17 protein-coding genes are annotated in these 15,939 nt (G+C 66.0%); 16 read left to right on the top strand and 1 reads right to left on the bottom strand.

The window, feature by feature from the left end; genetic code table 11:
- The first annotated feature begins 109 nt into the window (after positions 1-109).
- The 4 genes from J9611_RS10775 to J9611_RS10790 all read left to right on the top strand — a co-directional run bounded on the left by J9611_RS10775 (position 110) and on the right by J9611_RS10790 (position 2,810).
- Complete coding sequence (locus J9611_RS10775; protein WP_211880058.1) at positions 110-586, top strand: hypothetical protein; 477 nt, start codon at positions 110-112, stop codon at positions 584-586.
- Complete coding sequence (locus J9611_RS10780; RefSeq protein ID WP_211880060.1) at positions 583-1,584, top strand: hypothetical protein; 1,002 nt, start codon at positions 583-585, stop codon at positions 1,582-1,584. Before J9611_RS10775 ends, J9611_RS10780 begins: the two co-directional genes overlap by 4 nt.
- Complete coding sequence (locus J9611_RS10785) at positions 1,581-2,204, top strand: phosphatase PAP2 family protein (RefSeq protein WP_211880062.1); 624 nt, start codon at positions 1,581-1,583, stop codon at positions 2,202-2,204. Before J9611_RS10780 ends, J9611_RS10785 begins: the two co-directional genes overlap by 4 nt.
- 150 nt (positions 2,205-2,354) lie before the next feature.
- Entirely contained in the window at positions 2,355-2,810 is a 456-nt protein-coding gene (locus tag J9611_RS10790) for a hypothetical protein (RefSeq protein ID WP_211880063.1), read from the top strand.
- Positions 2,811-3,072: 262 nt separating this feature from the next.
- Here J9611_RS10790 and J9611_RS10795 read toward each other — a convergent pair whose 3' ends face one another.
- Complete coding sequence (locus J9611_RS10795; protein WP_211880064.1) at positions 3,073-3,387, bottom strand: ArsR/SmtB family transcription factor; 315 nt, start codon at positions 3,385-3,387, stop codon at positions 3,073-3,075.
- Between the two features lie 98 nt (positions 3,388-3,485).
- Here J9611_RS10795 and J9611_RS10800 point away from each other — a divergent pair, with 98 nt between their 5' ends.
- The 12 genes from J9611_RS10800 to J9611_RS10855 are packed head-to-tail and all read left to right on the top strand — an operon-like array spanning position 3,486 to position 15,910.
- Positions 3,486-4,544, top strand: a complete 1,059-nt coding sequence (locus tag J9611_RS10800) for a CHAP domain-containing protein (RefSeq protein WP_211880065.1) — start codon at positions 3,486-3,488, stop codon at positions 4,542-4,544.
- Positions 4,541-5,059 (top strand): hypothetical protein, encoded by a 519-nt coding sequence (locus J9611_RS10805; protein ID WP_211880066.1) that lies wholly within the window; start codon positions 4,541-4,543, stop codon positions 5,057-5,059. The genes J9611_RS10800 and J9611_RS10805 overlap by 4 nt, the downstream gene beginning before the upstream one ends.
- 36 nt (positions 5,060-5,095) lie before the next feature.
- Positions 5,096-6,526: a MinD/ParA family ATP-binding protein gene (locus J9611_RS10810; protein WP_211880068.1), complete on the top strand. Its 1,431-nt coding sequence runs from the start codon at positions 5,096-5,098 to the stop codon at positions 6,524-6,526.
- A gap of 35 nt (positions 6,527-6,561) precedes the next feature.
- The gene (locus J9611_RS10815) at positions 6,562-7,155 is read left to right on the top strand and encodes a DUF6668 family protein (protein ID WP_211880069.1); all 594 of its coding nucleotides are present in this window, start codon (positions 6,562-6,564) and stop codon (positions 7,153-7,155) included.
- 43 nt (positions 7,156-7,198) lie between these two features.
- Positions 7,199-7,471 carry a TrbC/VirB2 family protein gene (locus J9611_RS10820; RefSeq protein ID WP_211880071.1) on the top strand — a complete coding sequence of 91 codons (273 nt, stop codon included), beginning with the start codon at positions 7,199-7,201 and terminating at the stop codon, positions 7,469-7,471.
- A gap of 23 nt (positions 7,472-7,494) precedes the next feature.
- Positions 7,495-8,250 carry a DUF8175 domain-containg protein gene (locus tag J9611_RS10825; RefSeq protein WP_211880073.1) on the top strand — a complete coding sequence of 252 codons (756 nt, stop codon included), beginning with the start codon at positions 7,495-7,497 and terminating at the stop codon, positions 8,248-8,250.
- Position 8,251: 1 nt separating this feature from the next.
- Positions 8,252-9,559 (top strand): TrbL/VirB6 family protein, encoded by a 1,308-nt coding sequence (locus J9611_RS22330; protein WP_281414556.1) that lies wholly within the window; start codon positions 8,252-8,254, stop codon positions 9,557-9,559.
- The gene (locus J9611_RS10835; protein WP_211880075.1) at positions 9,546-11,054 is read left to right on the top strand and encodes an SCO6880 family protein; all 1,509 of its coding nucleotides are present in this window, start codon (positions 9,546-9,548) and stop codon (positions 11,052-11,054) included. The genes J9611_RS22330 and J9611_RS10835 overlap by 14 nt, the downstream gene beginning before the upstream one ends.
- Positions 11,055-12,629 carry a helicase HerA domain-containing protein gene (locus tag J9611_RS10840; protein ID WP_211880077.1) on the top strand — a complete coding sequence of 525 codons (1,575 nt, stop codon included), beginning with the start codon at positions 11,055-11,057 and terminating at the stop codon, positions 12,627-12,629. It begins immediately after the preceding gene.
- On the top strand, positions 12,626-14,395 hold the full coding sequence (locus J9611_RS10845; RefSeq protein WP_211880079.1) for a type IV secretory system conjugative DNA transfer family protein: 1,770 nt from the start codon (positions 12,626-12,628) through the stop codon (positions 14,393-14,395). The genes J9611_RS10840 and J9611_RS10845 overlap by 4 nt, the downstream gene beginning before the upstream one ends.
- Positions 14,392-14,820, top strand: coding sequence for a DUF4913 domain-containing protein (locus J9611_RS10850; protein ID WP_211880080.1), 429 nt, complete (start codon positions 14,392-14,394; stop codon positions 14,818-14,820). The genes J9611_RS10845 and J9611_RS10850 overlap by 4 nt, the downstream gene beginning before the upstream one ends.
- Positions 14,821-14,878: 58 nt before the next feature.
- Complete coding sequence (locus J9611_RS10855; protein WP_211880082.1) at positions 14,879-15,910, top strand: PDDEXK nuclease domain-containing protein; 1,032 nt, start codon at positions 14,879-14,881, stop codon at positions 15,908-15,910.
- The last annotated feature ends 29 nt before the right edge of the window (positions 15,911-15,939 follow it).

Here is a 15,939-nt window from a genome sequence, read left to right on the forward strand (position 1 = left end):
GCTCATCTACCGAAGCTTGGTAAGGTTGCCCCTGCTGAGGCGCGTCTAGCGCTGGTTTCTATAGTACACATTACTGAAATTTTTTCAGTTGAATACCGGAGTCTAGAGAATGGAACAGTCCAAACTGACCGTGGATGTCATCGAGTCGCTGAACCTGCCGCCGTACCCAGACTTGAGCGATCTGGTGGCCGGAGTGGAAAAAAGGTATGGCAAGAGCCTGGTCTTCGAAGAGGGCACGGTGGACAGCCTTGGGGAAGGCGTCACAGGTCACTGGATCGACACTCCCACCCATGGCATCGTCCGTTATCTGCATGGTGCCAAGGCCTGGAGCGTTCACGTTGTGCTGCACGAACTTAGTCACATCCTTTTGGGCCACAAGGGAAAGCCTCTCGACGGGCTGATCGCAGGCTCCTTCTTTTCCAGTATTGGTAAGCGGCACGGCGTCAGCTGGATGTGCCGTGCAGTGGACGTTCCTCTCGATGAGGCTGAGGCCGCAGCGGAGAATTTGGCCTTCGGATTGGCGCAGGTTCTGCATGCCACCCCTGCGAAGGAGGCCACGAAGGCCGAAAGGGTATTTGGCCTATGATCGCTGCAGCCTTCTGGATCCTGACATTGGTATTCGCCGTTCGCCTCTATTGCGTCGCCCGTTGGGGATCCTCAACAGCGTTTGTGGGGGCGATAGGAATTGGTGTCCTCGGCCTCTTTACTACGGGCGTCGTCGTGCCCGAAACAACCATTGATGCTGCTCTTGGTGGAGTCAACTTCCTGCACCTGATTCGGAATCTGTGTGTCACAAGCGCCATATGGCTGGTGCGTGAGGGAATCTTCGCTGCCTACTCTCCGGATGAGAGCTACCGCTGCCGCTTCAGCCACCGCCCCGTTGCTGCCGGCCTCGGCGCGGTCGCCATCACCGTCCCTTTCTTGTTTCAGCATTTTGTTCCGACTTCCTCCAAGTTCGTGCCGGAAAATGTCCAGCAGCTGCCGATCTTCATCTATGCCGGCGTCTACATGGGCCTTTTGGCGTTATTGGCCGTATCTGTCCTGCGGATTTGCCTCCGTCCTCAGGAAAGCCTGCCCGTCCGCGTAAGCTCGCGGGTGGTCGCAGCCGGCATGGCGCTGGTTGCCCTCGCCTCTGTCGAAGAGATCGCATACATGACCGCCTTGCACAACGACGTGGGCAGTTCTTCTCTCCATCAGGTTTTATACATCCTGTTCACTCCGCTGTTTTACGGTGGAGTTTTGCTCACGTCCCTAGGTCTGGGCATCCCGCCAGCAGTTAAAGCGTGGCGTCGGCTGCAGCTCTGGGACCGAGCCGCCTTGGCATTTCTCACTGCCACATTGGGAAGGGCTTACTGGAGCATGTCGTTTGTAGCCTGGTTAGTGAGCATAGCGAGCAGCTTCTTTGCCGAGCGCCCCTCTTCGCGTCTGTACGAATACGTTATCCGCTCCAGCGACCATAAGGTCGCGCTGTCCGGGCGATCCACACCCATGCTCGCTGGTCGCGTCCTTGAAGCGGTCCAAGCACGATTTGATGGCGGCATTGGTTCGCTGGAATCGGTCCTCCCAGTGAAGGAAGTACGTTGACAGCAGCAACCACAACTCTGACTGCAGAGAGGTCATCCACAGCAGTCGGCCGTCTCGCGAGGACCGCGACCGAGATCGCGCAGCCGCCCCTCGTGCTGTCCCTTCTGTTGATTCTGGCTTCGCTTCTCGGTGACCAGTGGTTGGTCTCCATCTGGTCCGGCGTTATTGCGGCCCTCTTCATCTGTCTGGTGCCGTTCGCCGCCGTATTGGTCCTGGCCAAGAGGGGCCGGCTCACTGATCATCATGTTGGAGACAAAAAACAGCGGCGCCCTGTCATGCTCTGGACCTTGGGCTCGTCCCTGCTTGGCTGCGGAATCCTCGCGGTCGTCGGTGCCCCACCGTCCGTGTGGGGGCTCATTGGCGGGATCCTGTGCGGCATCGTCGCCCTCATCCTCATCAGTCCGATCTGGAAGTTATCGGGTCATGCCTTGACGTTGGGGGGCGCAACCGTATCAGCTGTGCTGATGTTCGGCTGGTTGGGGCTTCCGTTCGTTGTGGCAGCTCCGCTTGTCTGCTGGTCCCGGGTCTATCTCCGGGATCACTCAGCTCCCCAGGTCATTGTCGGGTTCATAACCGGCATAGTCGTATTTGGTGCCTCCTATACTTTCATTATTGGCTGACTACTCACTTGGTACTCCGCAAAGCCGCCCAGGCCCGGCAAATGGTCTCAACAATGACGGAAACAAAAGGAGGGCTGTGAATTCGTTACCATCGGCAGAACCCTGCCTACGGAACGTTGCCGCCCTCGTCGGCCGAGAGCAGGATCAAGCGTGAATTCAAACGACGACCCCATAGATCCGCGAAGCGATAAAGAGGTTCTTGCCTCGAAACTCCAGCTTCTTTTGGATATCGTCCACGCCAAAGACGCTGCCAGCTTTACCTACGAAGATGTTCGCCAGGGCCTGGCGGAGCAGGGAATCAACCTCACGAGAACCCGGTGGCATCGGCTGCTCGCCGGCTCTCCGGATAACCGCTGGGATCCGGAACTGTTGAGGGCGTTGGCATACTTTTTCGACGTGGACGAGAACTATCTGCTTCAGCGCAGCGGTCCGATTCCGGAACGAGTCGAGGCTGAACTCCGACTAATAGAGGCATACCGCATTGCCGAGGTCGAGCACTTCGCAGCCCGGGTCCTGGGAGAAGTTAACGTGGACGCTCTGCGGGCAGTAACTCAAGCCCTGCGAAACCTTCCGCCCCGAGCAGACAAGCAACGTCCGCCCAGCTGAAAAATGTTCATTTCTGAATACTTTTCAGCAGACTCTGGAGCGTGACGTACGTCCGGTGCCTACTACGGCCTGACCGCGCACATGGTGTGGCGTTACGGGCTTGTAGCCCCTACAGCAGTTTGTTGGGGGGGTTGTGGGGGCTACAGATCCCTGCCAAGGCTGACTCGCGACATGCGGAGAACTGAAAAATTTTCACTAGTGAAATATTTTCAGTACACTCTGGAGCATGACATGGTGCAGGTGGAACTCTAAACAGCGGGAATCAGCTGCCCTGGACGTAGCTGAGGTACCCGTGTGCCAGTTCCCGGATCCGGGCCGGCTGGACGGTGTAGGTGGTTTCTTTGCCGTGGCGCATGCCGGCCGGAGGGTCGGTCTGCACCAGGCCTGCCGTGGCGAGGGCGTCCAGGTGCCGGTTCAGACTCGGGCGGCTGATCGCCATCACGGACTGCAGCCGGCCGATGACGGACGGGCCGAGAAGCGACAGGTGGCGCAGGATGTCGGCCTGGGCCCTGTTGCCCATAAAGCTGATGGCAGCCTCGACCTCCGGCGGGAGTTCTGGTCGGATGAGGCTTGGCATGGGTCTATCCTGCCTGATGCCGGGGGAAAACAAAGCCTCTCCTCTTTTCCGCCTCTATTCCTACCCAATAGAGTTTCCGGGATGAATACAGGGCCGGTGTGAAGCCGAACGGACTTCTGGCCGGCGCGGCCGTTCTGGTCCCGGCGGTATTGTGCGGGCTGGTCTTTCCCATCGTCCTGCTCCTCGGTCCACCTCCGAAAGCGGCGGCCGGCTGCGGCCCCGGCGGAGGCTCTGTCGAGGTCACGGACCTCCCGGAGGTTCCGGGTTATTCCACGGAACAGCTCACCAATGCCGCCGCCATCATCAATGCCGGGAAGACCCTGAACCTGTCGGCCAAGGGCCAGATGATCAGCGTGATGGTGGCCCTGGGGGAGTCGGGTCTGCGGGTCCTGGATATCGGTGACGGTTCCGGGCCGGATTCCCGGGGCCTGTTTCAGCAGCGGGATAACGGTGTCTGGGGTTCCTATGCGGACCGCATGAACGCGTCCATCAGCGCGGCCAACTTCATCCAGGCCCTGCAGAAGGTGGATGGGTGGGAGCTGTTGGAGCCGACGATCGCCGCCAACCGCGTTCAACGCAATGCTGACCCGTATCACTATCAGCGGTACTGGGACCCGGCAGCGAAGATCGTCCAGGCGCTCTCGGGCGTGAAGTTTTCCCTCAGCCGCACCGGGTGTGGGGTTCCCGGCGCTTCCGGCGCGGGCGATGACCTGCCGTGGGCCAGCGCCGCCGTCTATCAGCCGAGCGCTTTGGGGATGTTCAACCGGGAGTGTGTGGACTTCGCCCTGTGGCGGGTCAACCAGCAGCTGGGCAGCACGACGGCCCCGTACAAGGTCCTGAACAGCACCTTCCGCCCCGACGGGGTCAACCTGGGCTCGGCGCTGTCCTGGCGGGATGGCTGGAACGCCCGCGGCTGGCCCACCGGGTCGGTTCCCCGCGTCGGGGCTGTTGTCTGGTACGCCCCCGGCGCCGGGGGAGCGGACCCCACCTACGGCCACGTGGCCGTGGTGAAGGCCGTCAACGCCGACGGCAGCTATCTGGAGGAGGGCTACAACGGCAACCCCGCCCCGGAAGACCACCGGTACTACACCCGGACCGTGACCAACGATGTGCCCAGCGCGTTCCTGTACGTGCCGGGCGGAGACGAGAAGAAGTGAAACGCACCCTGGCAGCCCTGGCCGCCGTGCTCCTGTGCACCGCATGCGCCCCGGCAGCCAGCACCGGCCCGGCGGCCACCGCGGTGCCGACGGCGGCCGGCGCGTCGGCGCCGGCCTCGCTGAGCGCCGGCGGCAGGTCCCAGGCACCGGGCGGGACCGTCCCGCCCACCATGGGCATTGCCTGGGATGACGAGAGCAGAAAAGAGGCGGCAGAGGTTGCGGCCCGGGCCATGGCTGACTACGCCCGCCCCGGGGCAGAGGCCGCCCGGTGGGCGAACGACTTCGCCCGCTGGCTCACCCCGCAGGCCACGGCCGACTACTCCACCGTGGATCCGGCCAACATCCCCGTCTCCCGGGTCACCGGGCCGGCGGTGCTGGCCGTGGATGAAGCCAACGGCTACGGCGTCACCGTGACGGTGCCGACCGATATCGGCCCCTACGCCCTCCAGCTGCTGCGCGCCTCCGCTGACTCCATCTGGAAGGTCAACCGGCTGACCCCGCCGGCTGACCGCTAAGACATCTGACATCTACCCGAGAAAAGGAAGAAGCCCATGGGACTCAACCCGACAGAGGTACTGGCTTTCCCCAGGATCCAGGCCATCGTCCGTGATAACGGCACCGCAGACGTCGTTGTTGCGGGGAACTCCCGCACCGTGGCACCGGCAAGGTCCCTGCAGCAGCTCCGCGAGAATGCCCTGGCCCTCGTGGTCGGGGAAGCCCGGACGCTGAACCGGCCCGTCCGGGTGGCCATTGATGACCCCGAGGGTCACGGCGAACTCATCGTCAGTCCCGACGGGTCCACGGAGTCCGTGAGCTACACGCCCAAACCGGCCCGCCGCCGGGCCGAGGCCCCCACGGCCACCGCCGCACCCGTGGCGGCGGCCGTCATCGAGACCGTCCCTGTCGAACCGGCCCAGTCGCAGGCGGCCCCGGCCGACACCACGGCCGATCGTGAAGCCACAGCAACGACAGGAACGACGATGACGCCCGCCCCCGCAGCGGCACCGGCAGGGGAGGAAGCCCCGGCCGGGCGGAGCCTGAAGGAAACCTCGTTCCTGGTCAGCGCCCCGGTGCTGGAACCTGCCACGCAGGGGTGGCGCGGAGCCCTGACGCGGCTGGGTTTCCGGATGGATCCTTCGCCCGGGGAGATGGCCGAGCGTGAGGACATCCGCACGGTCAGCCAGCACTGGCCGGGCCCGCGCACCGTCGCGGTGGTGAACCGCAAGGGAGGGGCGAACAAGACCCCCACCGTGGTGATGCTCTCGGCCATCCTCGCCCGCTACAGCGGCGCCGCCACCGTCGCGTGGGACAACAACGAATCCCAAGGCACCCTGGGCTGGCGGACCGAGAAGGGCGCCCACGACAACAGCGTCCTGGACCTGATCGATGCCTCCCGGACCCTGCTCTCCCCGGGCACGAACGCGGCGGAAATCGCCCGGTTCGTCCACCACCAGAGCTCCGACAAGTTCGATGTCCTGCGTTCGGATGAAAACGAGGAAGGCGACCACGAAGTCACCGCCGAGGAAGTCGACATCGCCCACCAGGTCCTCACCCGCTATTACCGCCTCGTGGTCATGGATTCGGGCAACACGGCCCGGGCCGCGAACTGGCGCCGGATGATCGACCACACCGACCAGCTCGTCGTCCCCGTCACCGCCATTGAGGACCGTGCCGAGGCCGCACGCTTGACCCTGCAGACGCTGGAATCCCGGGGCGGGCACGACGCGGACCTGGCCCGGGGCGCCGTCGTCATCGTCTCCGAATCCACCGACGCCAGACGCAGCATGAGCGGGGACGCCCTCAAACGCGCCCGCGATGAAGCGCAGCGGATCGCCGACGGCTTCACTCCCTACGTCCGGGCGGTCGTGCGGATCCCGTACGATCCGGCCCTGGTCAACGGCCCCATCCGTTACGAGGCCCTGCAGCCGGCCACCCGGCGGGCCTGGCTCGCGGCCGCGGCCGCCGTCGCCACCGGCTTCTAACCACGCCAGACACCAACGTCCGAAAGGAGGAAAACGTGAACCAGTCCCCGAACCCGTGGATCACTGCACCGGCCACCGGCACCGGACCCGACGACGTCCCCGTGGATCTCCAGCTGCCGCCCGAACCGAGGATCACCGCACCGTTGCTGGGAATGGTCGAACCGGACGCGGCAGACCGTCTCGGCAGCCGCACCATGACCGGCACCGCCACGCTGTGGGTCACCGGCGCTCACGGGGGAGCGGGCGAGAGCCGCCTGGCCGGAATCCTGGACGGGGCACGCGCCACCGACCACGCCTGGCCCGTCCCCGACGACGCCTCCGGCAAACCCGCCGTACTGCTGGTGTGCCGATCGGACCTGCGGGGCCTGACAGCCGCCCGGGGAGCCCTGATTCAGTGGGCCTCCGGCGTAGCCCCGGCCGTTGACCTGCTCGGCCTCGCGGTCCTGGCCGACGCCCCCGGCAAACTCCCCAAGTCTTTGCGGGACTTCGCCGCCTTGGTCGGCGGGGGAGCACCCCGGCTGTGGATGCTCCCGTGGGTCGAATCCTGGCGGCTCGGCGACACCACCGCCGGGCCGCCGGGACGGGACTACCAGCGCTTCGTCATCGACATCGCGGCCCTCACCACCTGACCACCAGCCCCACAACAAGCTTTATCTACCGAAAGGTCTCATCATGCAGAACATCCTCGCCCGGCTTCCGCTGAGCGTCATCCCGAACCCGACCCCCGTCGTCCCGGAACAGGCCAAGGGCCTGCTGACCGTCCTGAACTGGGCCTCCGGCATCGGCCTGGTCCTGGGCGTGTTGGGCGTGATCATCGTCGGCATCGGCATGGTCATCCAGCTGCGCCGCGGCGAAGGCGGCGAGTCCATCGGCAAGCTCGGCTGGGTCCTGGCCGGCTGCATCATCATCACCGGCGCCTCCGGCATCGTCCGCGCCTTCGTCTAACCCGACTACCGGAGAGGTTCATCATGAGCGAATCCACCCACAGCGATACCGAACGCAGCCCGTTCACCAAGCCCGGATTCATCATCTCGGCCGCCCTCGTCATCGCACTCCTTGCCGCCGTCGTCGTAATCTTCTTCCTTCCGAAGACAGACGGCACCGCCCAGCCGGGCCCCGTCCCCTCCCACGGCAGCGCCTCCGCGGCCCCCACCACGTCAGCCGACGCCGCAGGGAAAAGCGTCTGCGGCCTCCCCTCCACGCCGGACACAGCGCTCGGGTCAGCTCCGAAGTCGACGTGGACGCTGATCGGCAAAATGGCCGCACCCACCGATCCCAAGACCTTCGGGCCGGGGGTCACCGACGGGGACGGGTTCCGGTCCTGCTTCGCACACTCGCCAACAGGTGCCCTCTACGCGGCTGCCAACATCGTTGCCCTTGGCTCCGCCAAGTCACAACCGCTCAACGCAAAATTGACGGACCGGCTGCTCGTACATGGACCGGGCCGGGACATTGCGATGAAGGACGCGGCGACCATGGCTCCCTCCACGGGAGCCGATACCACTGTCCAAATCCGCGGCTTCGTGGTCAAGTCCTACATCTCGGCCGAAGCCGACGTGGATTTGGCGTTCGAAACCAAGAACGGGGCACTGGTGCACACTGTGCTTCCGCTCCGGTGGATTGACGGGGACTGGAAGGCAAAGGTTTCCGATGACGGGCAGCTGATTAATGACATCACCCAGCTCAGTGACTTGAGCGCCTTCATCGCGTGGTCAGGGGTCTGACATGCCCGAGTGCAACATCGTCGACGTGGGGTGCCACACCGGAAACGCTCTTTCCGGGGTGGTCAATGACGCCATCACGAACCTGTCGAAATCCATCATGGAGGGCATGAGCCAGATGGTGACCACGTTGTCCACGTTCTGGGTGAGCATGCCGACAGCGAACCTTGCTACCCGAGACGGGATGACGCCCAGTCCTGTCGTGGGCTTCGTTAATTCCGAGCTCGGTTACTGGACGCTGGCGCTGGCGGTGCTGTCCGTCATTCTCGGCGGGACGCGGATGATCTGGGAGCAGCGCGGGGCGCCGTTGAAGGACCTGCTCCGGTCCCTGCTGACTTTGACGCTGGTGTCGGGTCTGGGGCTGGCGGTGATTTCCATTCTGGTGATCGCGGCCGATGCGTTCTCCGCCTCGATCATTGACCGCGCCACGGACGGGAAGGGCTTCGCGGCAGCGATGGGCATCCTGGTGATGACGAACCAGACCGGAGTGGGGGTGTTCATCCTGATCATCCTGGGTCTGGTGGGCTTGCTTGCCTCGCTGGTGCAGATCGTCCTCATGATCGTCCGCGGCGGGATGCTGGTGATCCTGGCCGGCATCCTGCCGACCACGGCGGCGTTCACCAACACGGAGATGGGACGGCAGTGGTTCCAGAAAGCCGTCGGTTGGACCATCGCGTTCATCCTCTACAAGCCCGCCGCGGCCGTCGTCTACGCCGTGGCATTCAAACTCATGGACTCCACCGGCGGCGGCAACGTGCTGTTGGGATCCATCACGGGTTTCGCGCTGATGCTCGTGGCGCTGCTCGCGCTTCCGGCGCTGATGCGCTTCGTCACCCCGATGGTCGGGGCTGTCGCTTCCGGCTCCGGCGGGGGAGCAGGGGCGATGGTGGGGGCGATGGCCACCGGTGCGGTCTCGCTGGGCCGTTCGGGGAGCGGGCGCGGCAACGCATCCCCCACCCCGGCCAGCCAGCCCGGCCAGGCCGGCGCGGCCGCCCAGGGCAGCAAGGGCGCCGGCGAGAACAGCGGCGGCAACGCCAAACCCTCCCCGGCCTCGACAGGACCATCCGGGCCGGGGGGAGCGCCGGGCAAGGGCACCACCGGAAGCGCCGGCACGGCAGCATCAGCCGGGGCCGGTGCGGGCACCGCCGGGGCGGGGGCAGCGTCGGGTGCGGCGAAAGCCGCTGGCCCGGCCGGGCTCGTCGTCGCCGCAGGAGCACAGGCAGCATCACGGGTCTCCCGGGCCGCACAACAGACCGCGCAGGATTCAACCGGGCACGATTCACCCCAGGAGGGCCCCAGTGGCAGCAATTAATACCGAGTATAAGGAACCGTCCTACGGCAACTGGCGCGTCCCGCGTTCTGCCGGTCTGGGCAGCCTGGGCGCGATCGGCACCGGCATCACCATGACCGGCCTGCTGGCCGGCATCATCACCTTCGCCATCGCAGGGCTGCTGCCCGGCCTCACGGTCCTGGCCGTCGCCGGACTGCTCGTACTGCTGCTGACGGTGAAGGACAAGCACGGCCAGTCCGTGGTCGACCGCTTCGCCACCCGCACAAACTTCCGGCTCGCCCGCTCCGCAGGCACCAACCTCTATCGCTCCGGCCCGCTCGGAGTGACGCAGCGGGGGATGTACCAGCTGCCCGGCCTGGCGGCGAAGTCCCGGCTGTATGAGTTCAATGACTCCTACAACCGCCCCTTTGCCATGCTCCACGTCCCCACCACGAACCACTTCACCGTGGTCTTCTCCACCGAACCTGACGGCGCCTCCCTGGTAGACCCGGAACAGGTCGATGCGTGGGTGGCGAACTGGGGCGGTTGGATCGCCGGCCTGGGAGATGAAGCAGGGCTGGAGGCCGCGGCGGTGACGGTGGAGACCGCGCCGGACTCCGGTTACCGGCTGCGCAACGAAGTGGAAATGAACATCCACCCCGACGCACCCGAGGCCGCGAAGGCGATCCTGCGTGAGGTCGTCCGGACCTATCCGGAAGGCTCGGCCACGGTCCGGGCCTGGGTGTCTTTGACCTTCACTGCCTCCCTGCGGTCCGGGTCCCGGAAGCGCGAGCCGGAGGACGTCGCCCGCGACGTCGCCTCCCGGCTCCCGGGCCTGGGGGCCCGGCTGCAGTCCACCGGCGCCGGTATTGCCCGTCCCATGTCGGCGCAGGAACTCTGTGAAGCCGTCCGGATCGCCTACGACCCGCCGGCCGCCCTGATCATTGATGAGGCCCGCGCCGCCGGCACACCCGTGGCCCTGACCTGGGGCGAGGCCGGCCCCACCGCGGCCCAGGCCGGCTGGGAGACCTACCGCCACGACAGCGCGTTCTCCGTCTCCTGGACCATGACCGGTGCCCCGCGCGGGTCGGTGAACTCCTCGGTCCTGTCGAGGCTGCTGGCCCCGCACGGGGACATTGACCGCAAGCGCGTGTCGCTGCTGTACCGTCCGATGGATTCGGCCCGGGCCGCCGCCGTGGTCGAACGGGACCAGAACAACGCCAACGTCCGCATCAGCTCCGGGAACCGGCCCTCCGCCCGGGCCCTGGTCGATGCCCGCTCCGCCGCCCAGACAGCCGCCGAAGAAGCCCAGGGCGCCGGGCTGGTGAACTTCGGCCTCGTCGTCACCGCCACCGTCACCGACGCCGCCCGGCTCCCTGACGCGGTCGCCGCCGTCGAACAAACCTCCGGCACCGCCCGGGTCCTGCTGCGCCGCGCCTACGGCTCCCAGGACACCGCCTTCGCAGCGTCCCTGCCCCTGGGCCTGGTGCTGCCCAGGCACATCCTGCTGCCCACCGAGATCAGGGAGGCCCTCTAAATGGCACCCATGTTGTTCTTCCCCACCAGGAAATCGAAGGTGACAGCTCCGGCGAAGGCCCAGGCCGCTCCGGCTGCGCGTGAGCGCGGGCCGGGTCCGCGCGGCTGGGGCGGGCGCGGGGGAGGGGCCGCGGCCCTGGTCCCGTCCGTGCGCGAATACCGGGGCACCACGGTGCAGGTCTGCGGCCTGTGGCCGTTCAGCTCGGGCACGTCCTCGCCCATGATCGGTGTCCCGCTGGGACGGCACGAGGAAACCCAGGCCACGGTCTGCTGTGACCCGATCAGCTGGTTCCAGCGGGCCCGCCTGATCTCCAACCCGTCCGCGTTCATCCTCGGCAAACCGGGACTGGGAAAGTCCACGCTCGTGCGCCGCATGATGCTGGGCCTCTCCGGGCAGGGCGTGCACCCGCTGGTCCTGGGGGATTTGAAGGGCGAGCATGTGGACGCCGTAGCCGCGCTCGGCGGGCAGGTCATCGAGCTGGGCCGGGGACGGGGATACCTGAACATCCTGGACCCCGGCCAGGCCGTGGAGGCCGCCGGGCTCCTGGAGGAACAGGGCCACCACGACGCAGCCGTGCGGGTCCGGGCGGACGCCCACGGCCGCCGCCTGACCATGGTCGTCTCCCTGATCACGATCAGCCGTAATTCGCCTCCTACGGATCAGGAGCAGACCATCCTGGACCGGGCCCTGCGGGTGCTGGATGAGACCTTCGACGGTGTTCCGGTCCTGAAGGACCTGCTGGACGTCATCACAGCCGCCCCGGCTGAGCTGCGCCAGGTCGCCCTGGACCGCGGAGACAAGTCTGTCTACCTGAAGGAGACCCGGGCGCTGGAGGCCACCCTGCTGGGACTCACCGGGGGCGGGAAGCTGGGCGAAATCTTCTCCCGGCAGACCACGAACCCGATGAGGCGGGACCGGGCGGTCGTCTTCGATGTCTCCAGCATCGACGAGACCGAAACCGATCTGCAGGCAGCGGTGCTGCTGGCCTGCTGGTCCTACGGCTTCGGCACCGTCAACGTCGCGAACGCCCTCGCGGACGCCGGGCTGGAGTCGCGCCGGAACTACTTCGTGGTCCTGGATGAGCTGTGGCGGGCACTGCGGGCCGGCAAGGGCATGGTGGACCGGGTCGACGCCCTGACCCGCCTCAACCGCTCCGTCGGCGTCGGGCAGGTCATGATCTCGCACACCATGTCGGACCTGTTGGCCCTCCCTGCCGAGGAGGACAGGATGAAGGCCCGGGGCTTCGTGGAACGCTCCGGCATGGTCATCTGCGGCGGCCTCCCGGCTTCGGAGATGCCGCTGCTGACCGCAGCGATCCCGCTGTCCCGTCAGGAGCAGCAAAAACTCATCTCCTGGCAGGACCCGCCCGCGTGGGACTCCCGCGGCGGCGACGTCGAACCCCCCGGACGCGGGAAGTTCCTGATCAAGGTCGGCGGCCGCCCCGGCATCCCCGTAAAGATCGGCCTGACCTCCATCGAAGCCTCTTTGAACGATACAAATATGCGTTGGAATGCACTGGCTGAAACGCTCCTGGAGCCGGGAACGTCCGGACTGGCCGGGGACGGTGCACTGTGAGCGCCCCGAACCGCAAGGGAACGGGCCTGGGTGACGGGCTGGGGATCTGGCTCGCCATCGGTGCCGTCGTGATCTTTGGCGGCGGGAGCTGGGTCGCCGCGCACGTCGGGTCGTGGCTGGCCGGCATCGCCGCGCCGCCGGCTCACCCGATTGACCTGGTCGCCGGGCTGGCGAAGGGCCGGGTGCCCTGGCCGGTCCAGTCCACCGTTGTGGCATGTGTGCTGTCCGGTGTGTTGGTCGCGCTGACGGTGACCGTGGTGGTGGTCTGCTCCCGCAGTGCGCACAGGCGCACGCGCGTGGATAAGGCCGCCGTGCACATGGGCCGCGGCAAGGACCTGGACCACCTGGGCACCAAAGGGGCCACCGCCACCGCTGTGCGCCTCGGAGTGGAAAACTCCACGGGCGTGCGGCTTGGCCGCAGTGTCGCCGGGAAACGTCCCCTGTGGGCGTCCTGGGAGGACATGCTGATCCTCATCGCCGGGCCCCGGACCATGAAAACCACCTCCTACGCGGTCCCGGCGATCCTGGACGCACCCGGCGCGGTGATCGCCACCTCGAACAAGCGCGACATCGTGGACGTGACCCGCCCGATCCGTTCCGAGGCCGGCGAGGTGTGGGTCTTTGACCCGCAGGCCGTCGCGGAAGAGGCGCCCACCTGGTGGTGGAACCCACTGTCCTACGTGAAGAACGAAGCGACCGCCGGGAACCTGGCCCAGCACTTCGCCAACGGCTCCCGCGAACCCGGGACAAAGCCCGATGCCTACTTCGATCCGGCAGGGCAGAACCTGCTCAAAGCCTTCCTGCTCGCCGCCTCCCTTGACTCGGCCCCGGTCACGCAGGTCTACACCTGGCTGACGCGCCCGCACGACGAAGCCCCTGCCGAACTTCTGCGGGCTGCCGGCTATGACCTGCTCTCGGACATGGTGATGGGCCACATCCGGGAACCGGAGAAGCAACGTGCCGGCGTCTACGGCACCGCCCGGCAGATGGTCTCCTGCCTGACCGACCGGGACGTCAGCCAATGGGTCACCCCCATCCGCGGCACCACGGTGGCCACCGATCCCCGGCCGCAGTTTGTTCCGGAAGAGTTCGTGCGCGGCAAGGGCACGCTCTACAGCCTCTCCCGCGAAGGCGTGGGAACCGCCGGGCCCCTGGTGACTGCCCTGACGGTCGCCGTCGTGGAAGCGGCGGAAAAGTACGCCACATCCCAGCCCGGCGGCCGGCTCGCCATCCCGCTGCTGGGCATCCTGGATGAGGCGGCGAACGTGTGCCGGTGGAAGGCGCTGCCGGACCAGTACAGTCACTACGGCTCCCGCGGGATCATCCTCATGACCATCCTGCAGTCCTGGTCCCAGGGCGTGGAAGTCTGGTCCCTGGAAGGCATGCGGAAGCTCTGGTCCGCGTCGAACGTGAAAATCTACGGCGGCGGCGTCTCCGAAGTCGGCTACCTCGATGAACTCTCCCGGCTGATCGGGCAGTACAGCTACATCAACGTCTCCCGCAGCCACAGCAAACACGGATCCTCCTCCTCCCGGCAGGAGAGCAAGGACGAGATCCTGTCCGTCGCCGACCTGACCGCGCTGCCCCGGTTCCGGGCCATCCTGCTCGCCTCCGGGGCACCGGCCACCATGATCGAAACCATCCCGTGGATGAACGGACCCCACGCCCAAAAGGTCAAAGACTCCCTCACCACCATGGTGAAAGTAGATCGCGAGCCCGTGGCTGTTGCGGCGCCCAACCCCTGGACAGACGGTGACAAGGCATGAGTGAAGAGTTCGGGGCCGCGTTCGATGACGAAGGAGTTCCGTCCTCAAGCGGCGGGCACAGCCATGCCGGGCCTGAGCCGGAGCTGGTGTACTCCAGTGCCGTCGAGTTCTTCGTCGAGCTCCTGGCCCAGTCCTACGTCCGGGAAGTCAACGAAGGCGCGGCCTTCGCCTGGTGCCCGGAATGGTACAAACACCCCGAAGCCCTCATCCGCATGGAAAGCATCTGGCGGGCTTGGGAACACCTCCGTCTGGAACCCGCCCTCGGCATCAGCACCTGGTGGCTGAACCACGCAGACCCCCACATGCGCATCCTCATGGACAAAGAAGGCCCCTTCAAGAAATGCGCCTACGACGGGCATAAGCCCCCAAGCCCGGAGAAGGCAGTCCTGCCTCACGTCGTACCCGAGGCAGGGATCTTCGACTAGAGGCCACCGGCAGCCACCCCGTACAGGGCTCGTCCGTTCGCTCTTTAGGATGGAACCTATGACCCCACCGCGTGACGTCGCCCTCCCCAACGGCTACACCGATCTCCTCGGCGACCTGAAGGACCGGGTCCGGGCAGCGCGCACCACGGCGTTGCGGACAGTGAACACCCAGCTGATCGAGCTGTACTGGTCCATCGGCCACACCATCCTTCAACGCCAGGAGGTCGAGAACTGGGGGAGTGGTGTCATGGGCCGGCTGGCTGATGACCTCCGGGCAGAGTTCCCGGAGATGAAAGGCCTGTCCCGGTCCAACCTGTTCTACATGCGCGGATTCGCCGCGGCCTGGCCGGACCCAATTGTCCAACAGCCTGTTGGACAATTGCCGTGGGGCCACATCACCGTGCTGCTGGACAAACTCGACACCCCTGACCAGCGCCTGTGGTACGCCGCAGCCGCCGTGGAGTACGGCTGGTCCCGGAACGTGCTCATGAACATGATCATGAACAAGTCCCTGGAACGGACCGGGGCTGCGCCCTCGAACTTCGCGCAACGGCTTGTTGAACCGGATTCAGAGTTGGCCCAGCAGGTCGCCAAAGACCCGTACACCTTCGAGTTCCTCGGCCTGTCCGGGGAGGTCGCCGAACGCGACCTCGAACAGGCCCTCATGGACCGCATCACCGACACCCTCCGCGAAATGGGACCGGGCTTCGCGTTCGTCGGCCGTCAGGTGCACTTCGACGTCGGCGGCGACGACTTCTACATCGATTTACTCTTCTTCCACGTAGAGCAGCTCCGCTATTTCGTCATCGAACTTAAGACCGGAAAGTTCCAGCCCGAATACGCCGGCAAGCTCAACTTCTACATCGCCCTGGTCGACGACAGGCTCCGCCGCGAAGCCCACGCCGACACGGTCGGGATCCTGATCTGCGGCAGCAAGAACGACCACACCGTCAAGTACAGCTTGGGACGCTCCAGCTCACCCATGGCCGTAGCCGCCTACACCTACGACGCATTGCCGGCCGACGTCCGCAAGGAACTCCCAGATGCCGAGCGGCTCACTGCCGCACTGGATTGGCCGGAGCAGGCATGACAACCGCGGATTTAGTACGAACTAGCAGG

This window comes from Pseudarthrobacter albicanus, from assembly GCF_018224015.1.
Taxonomy (GTDB): Bacteria; Actinomycetota; Actinomycetes; order Actinomycetales; family Micrococcaceae; genus Arthrobacter; species Arthrobacter albicanus.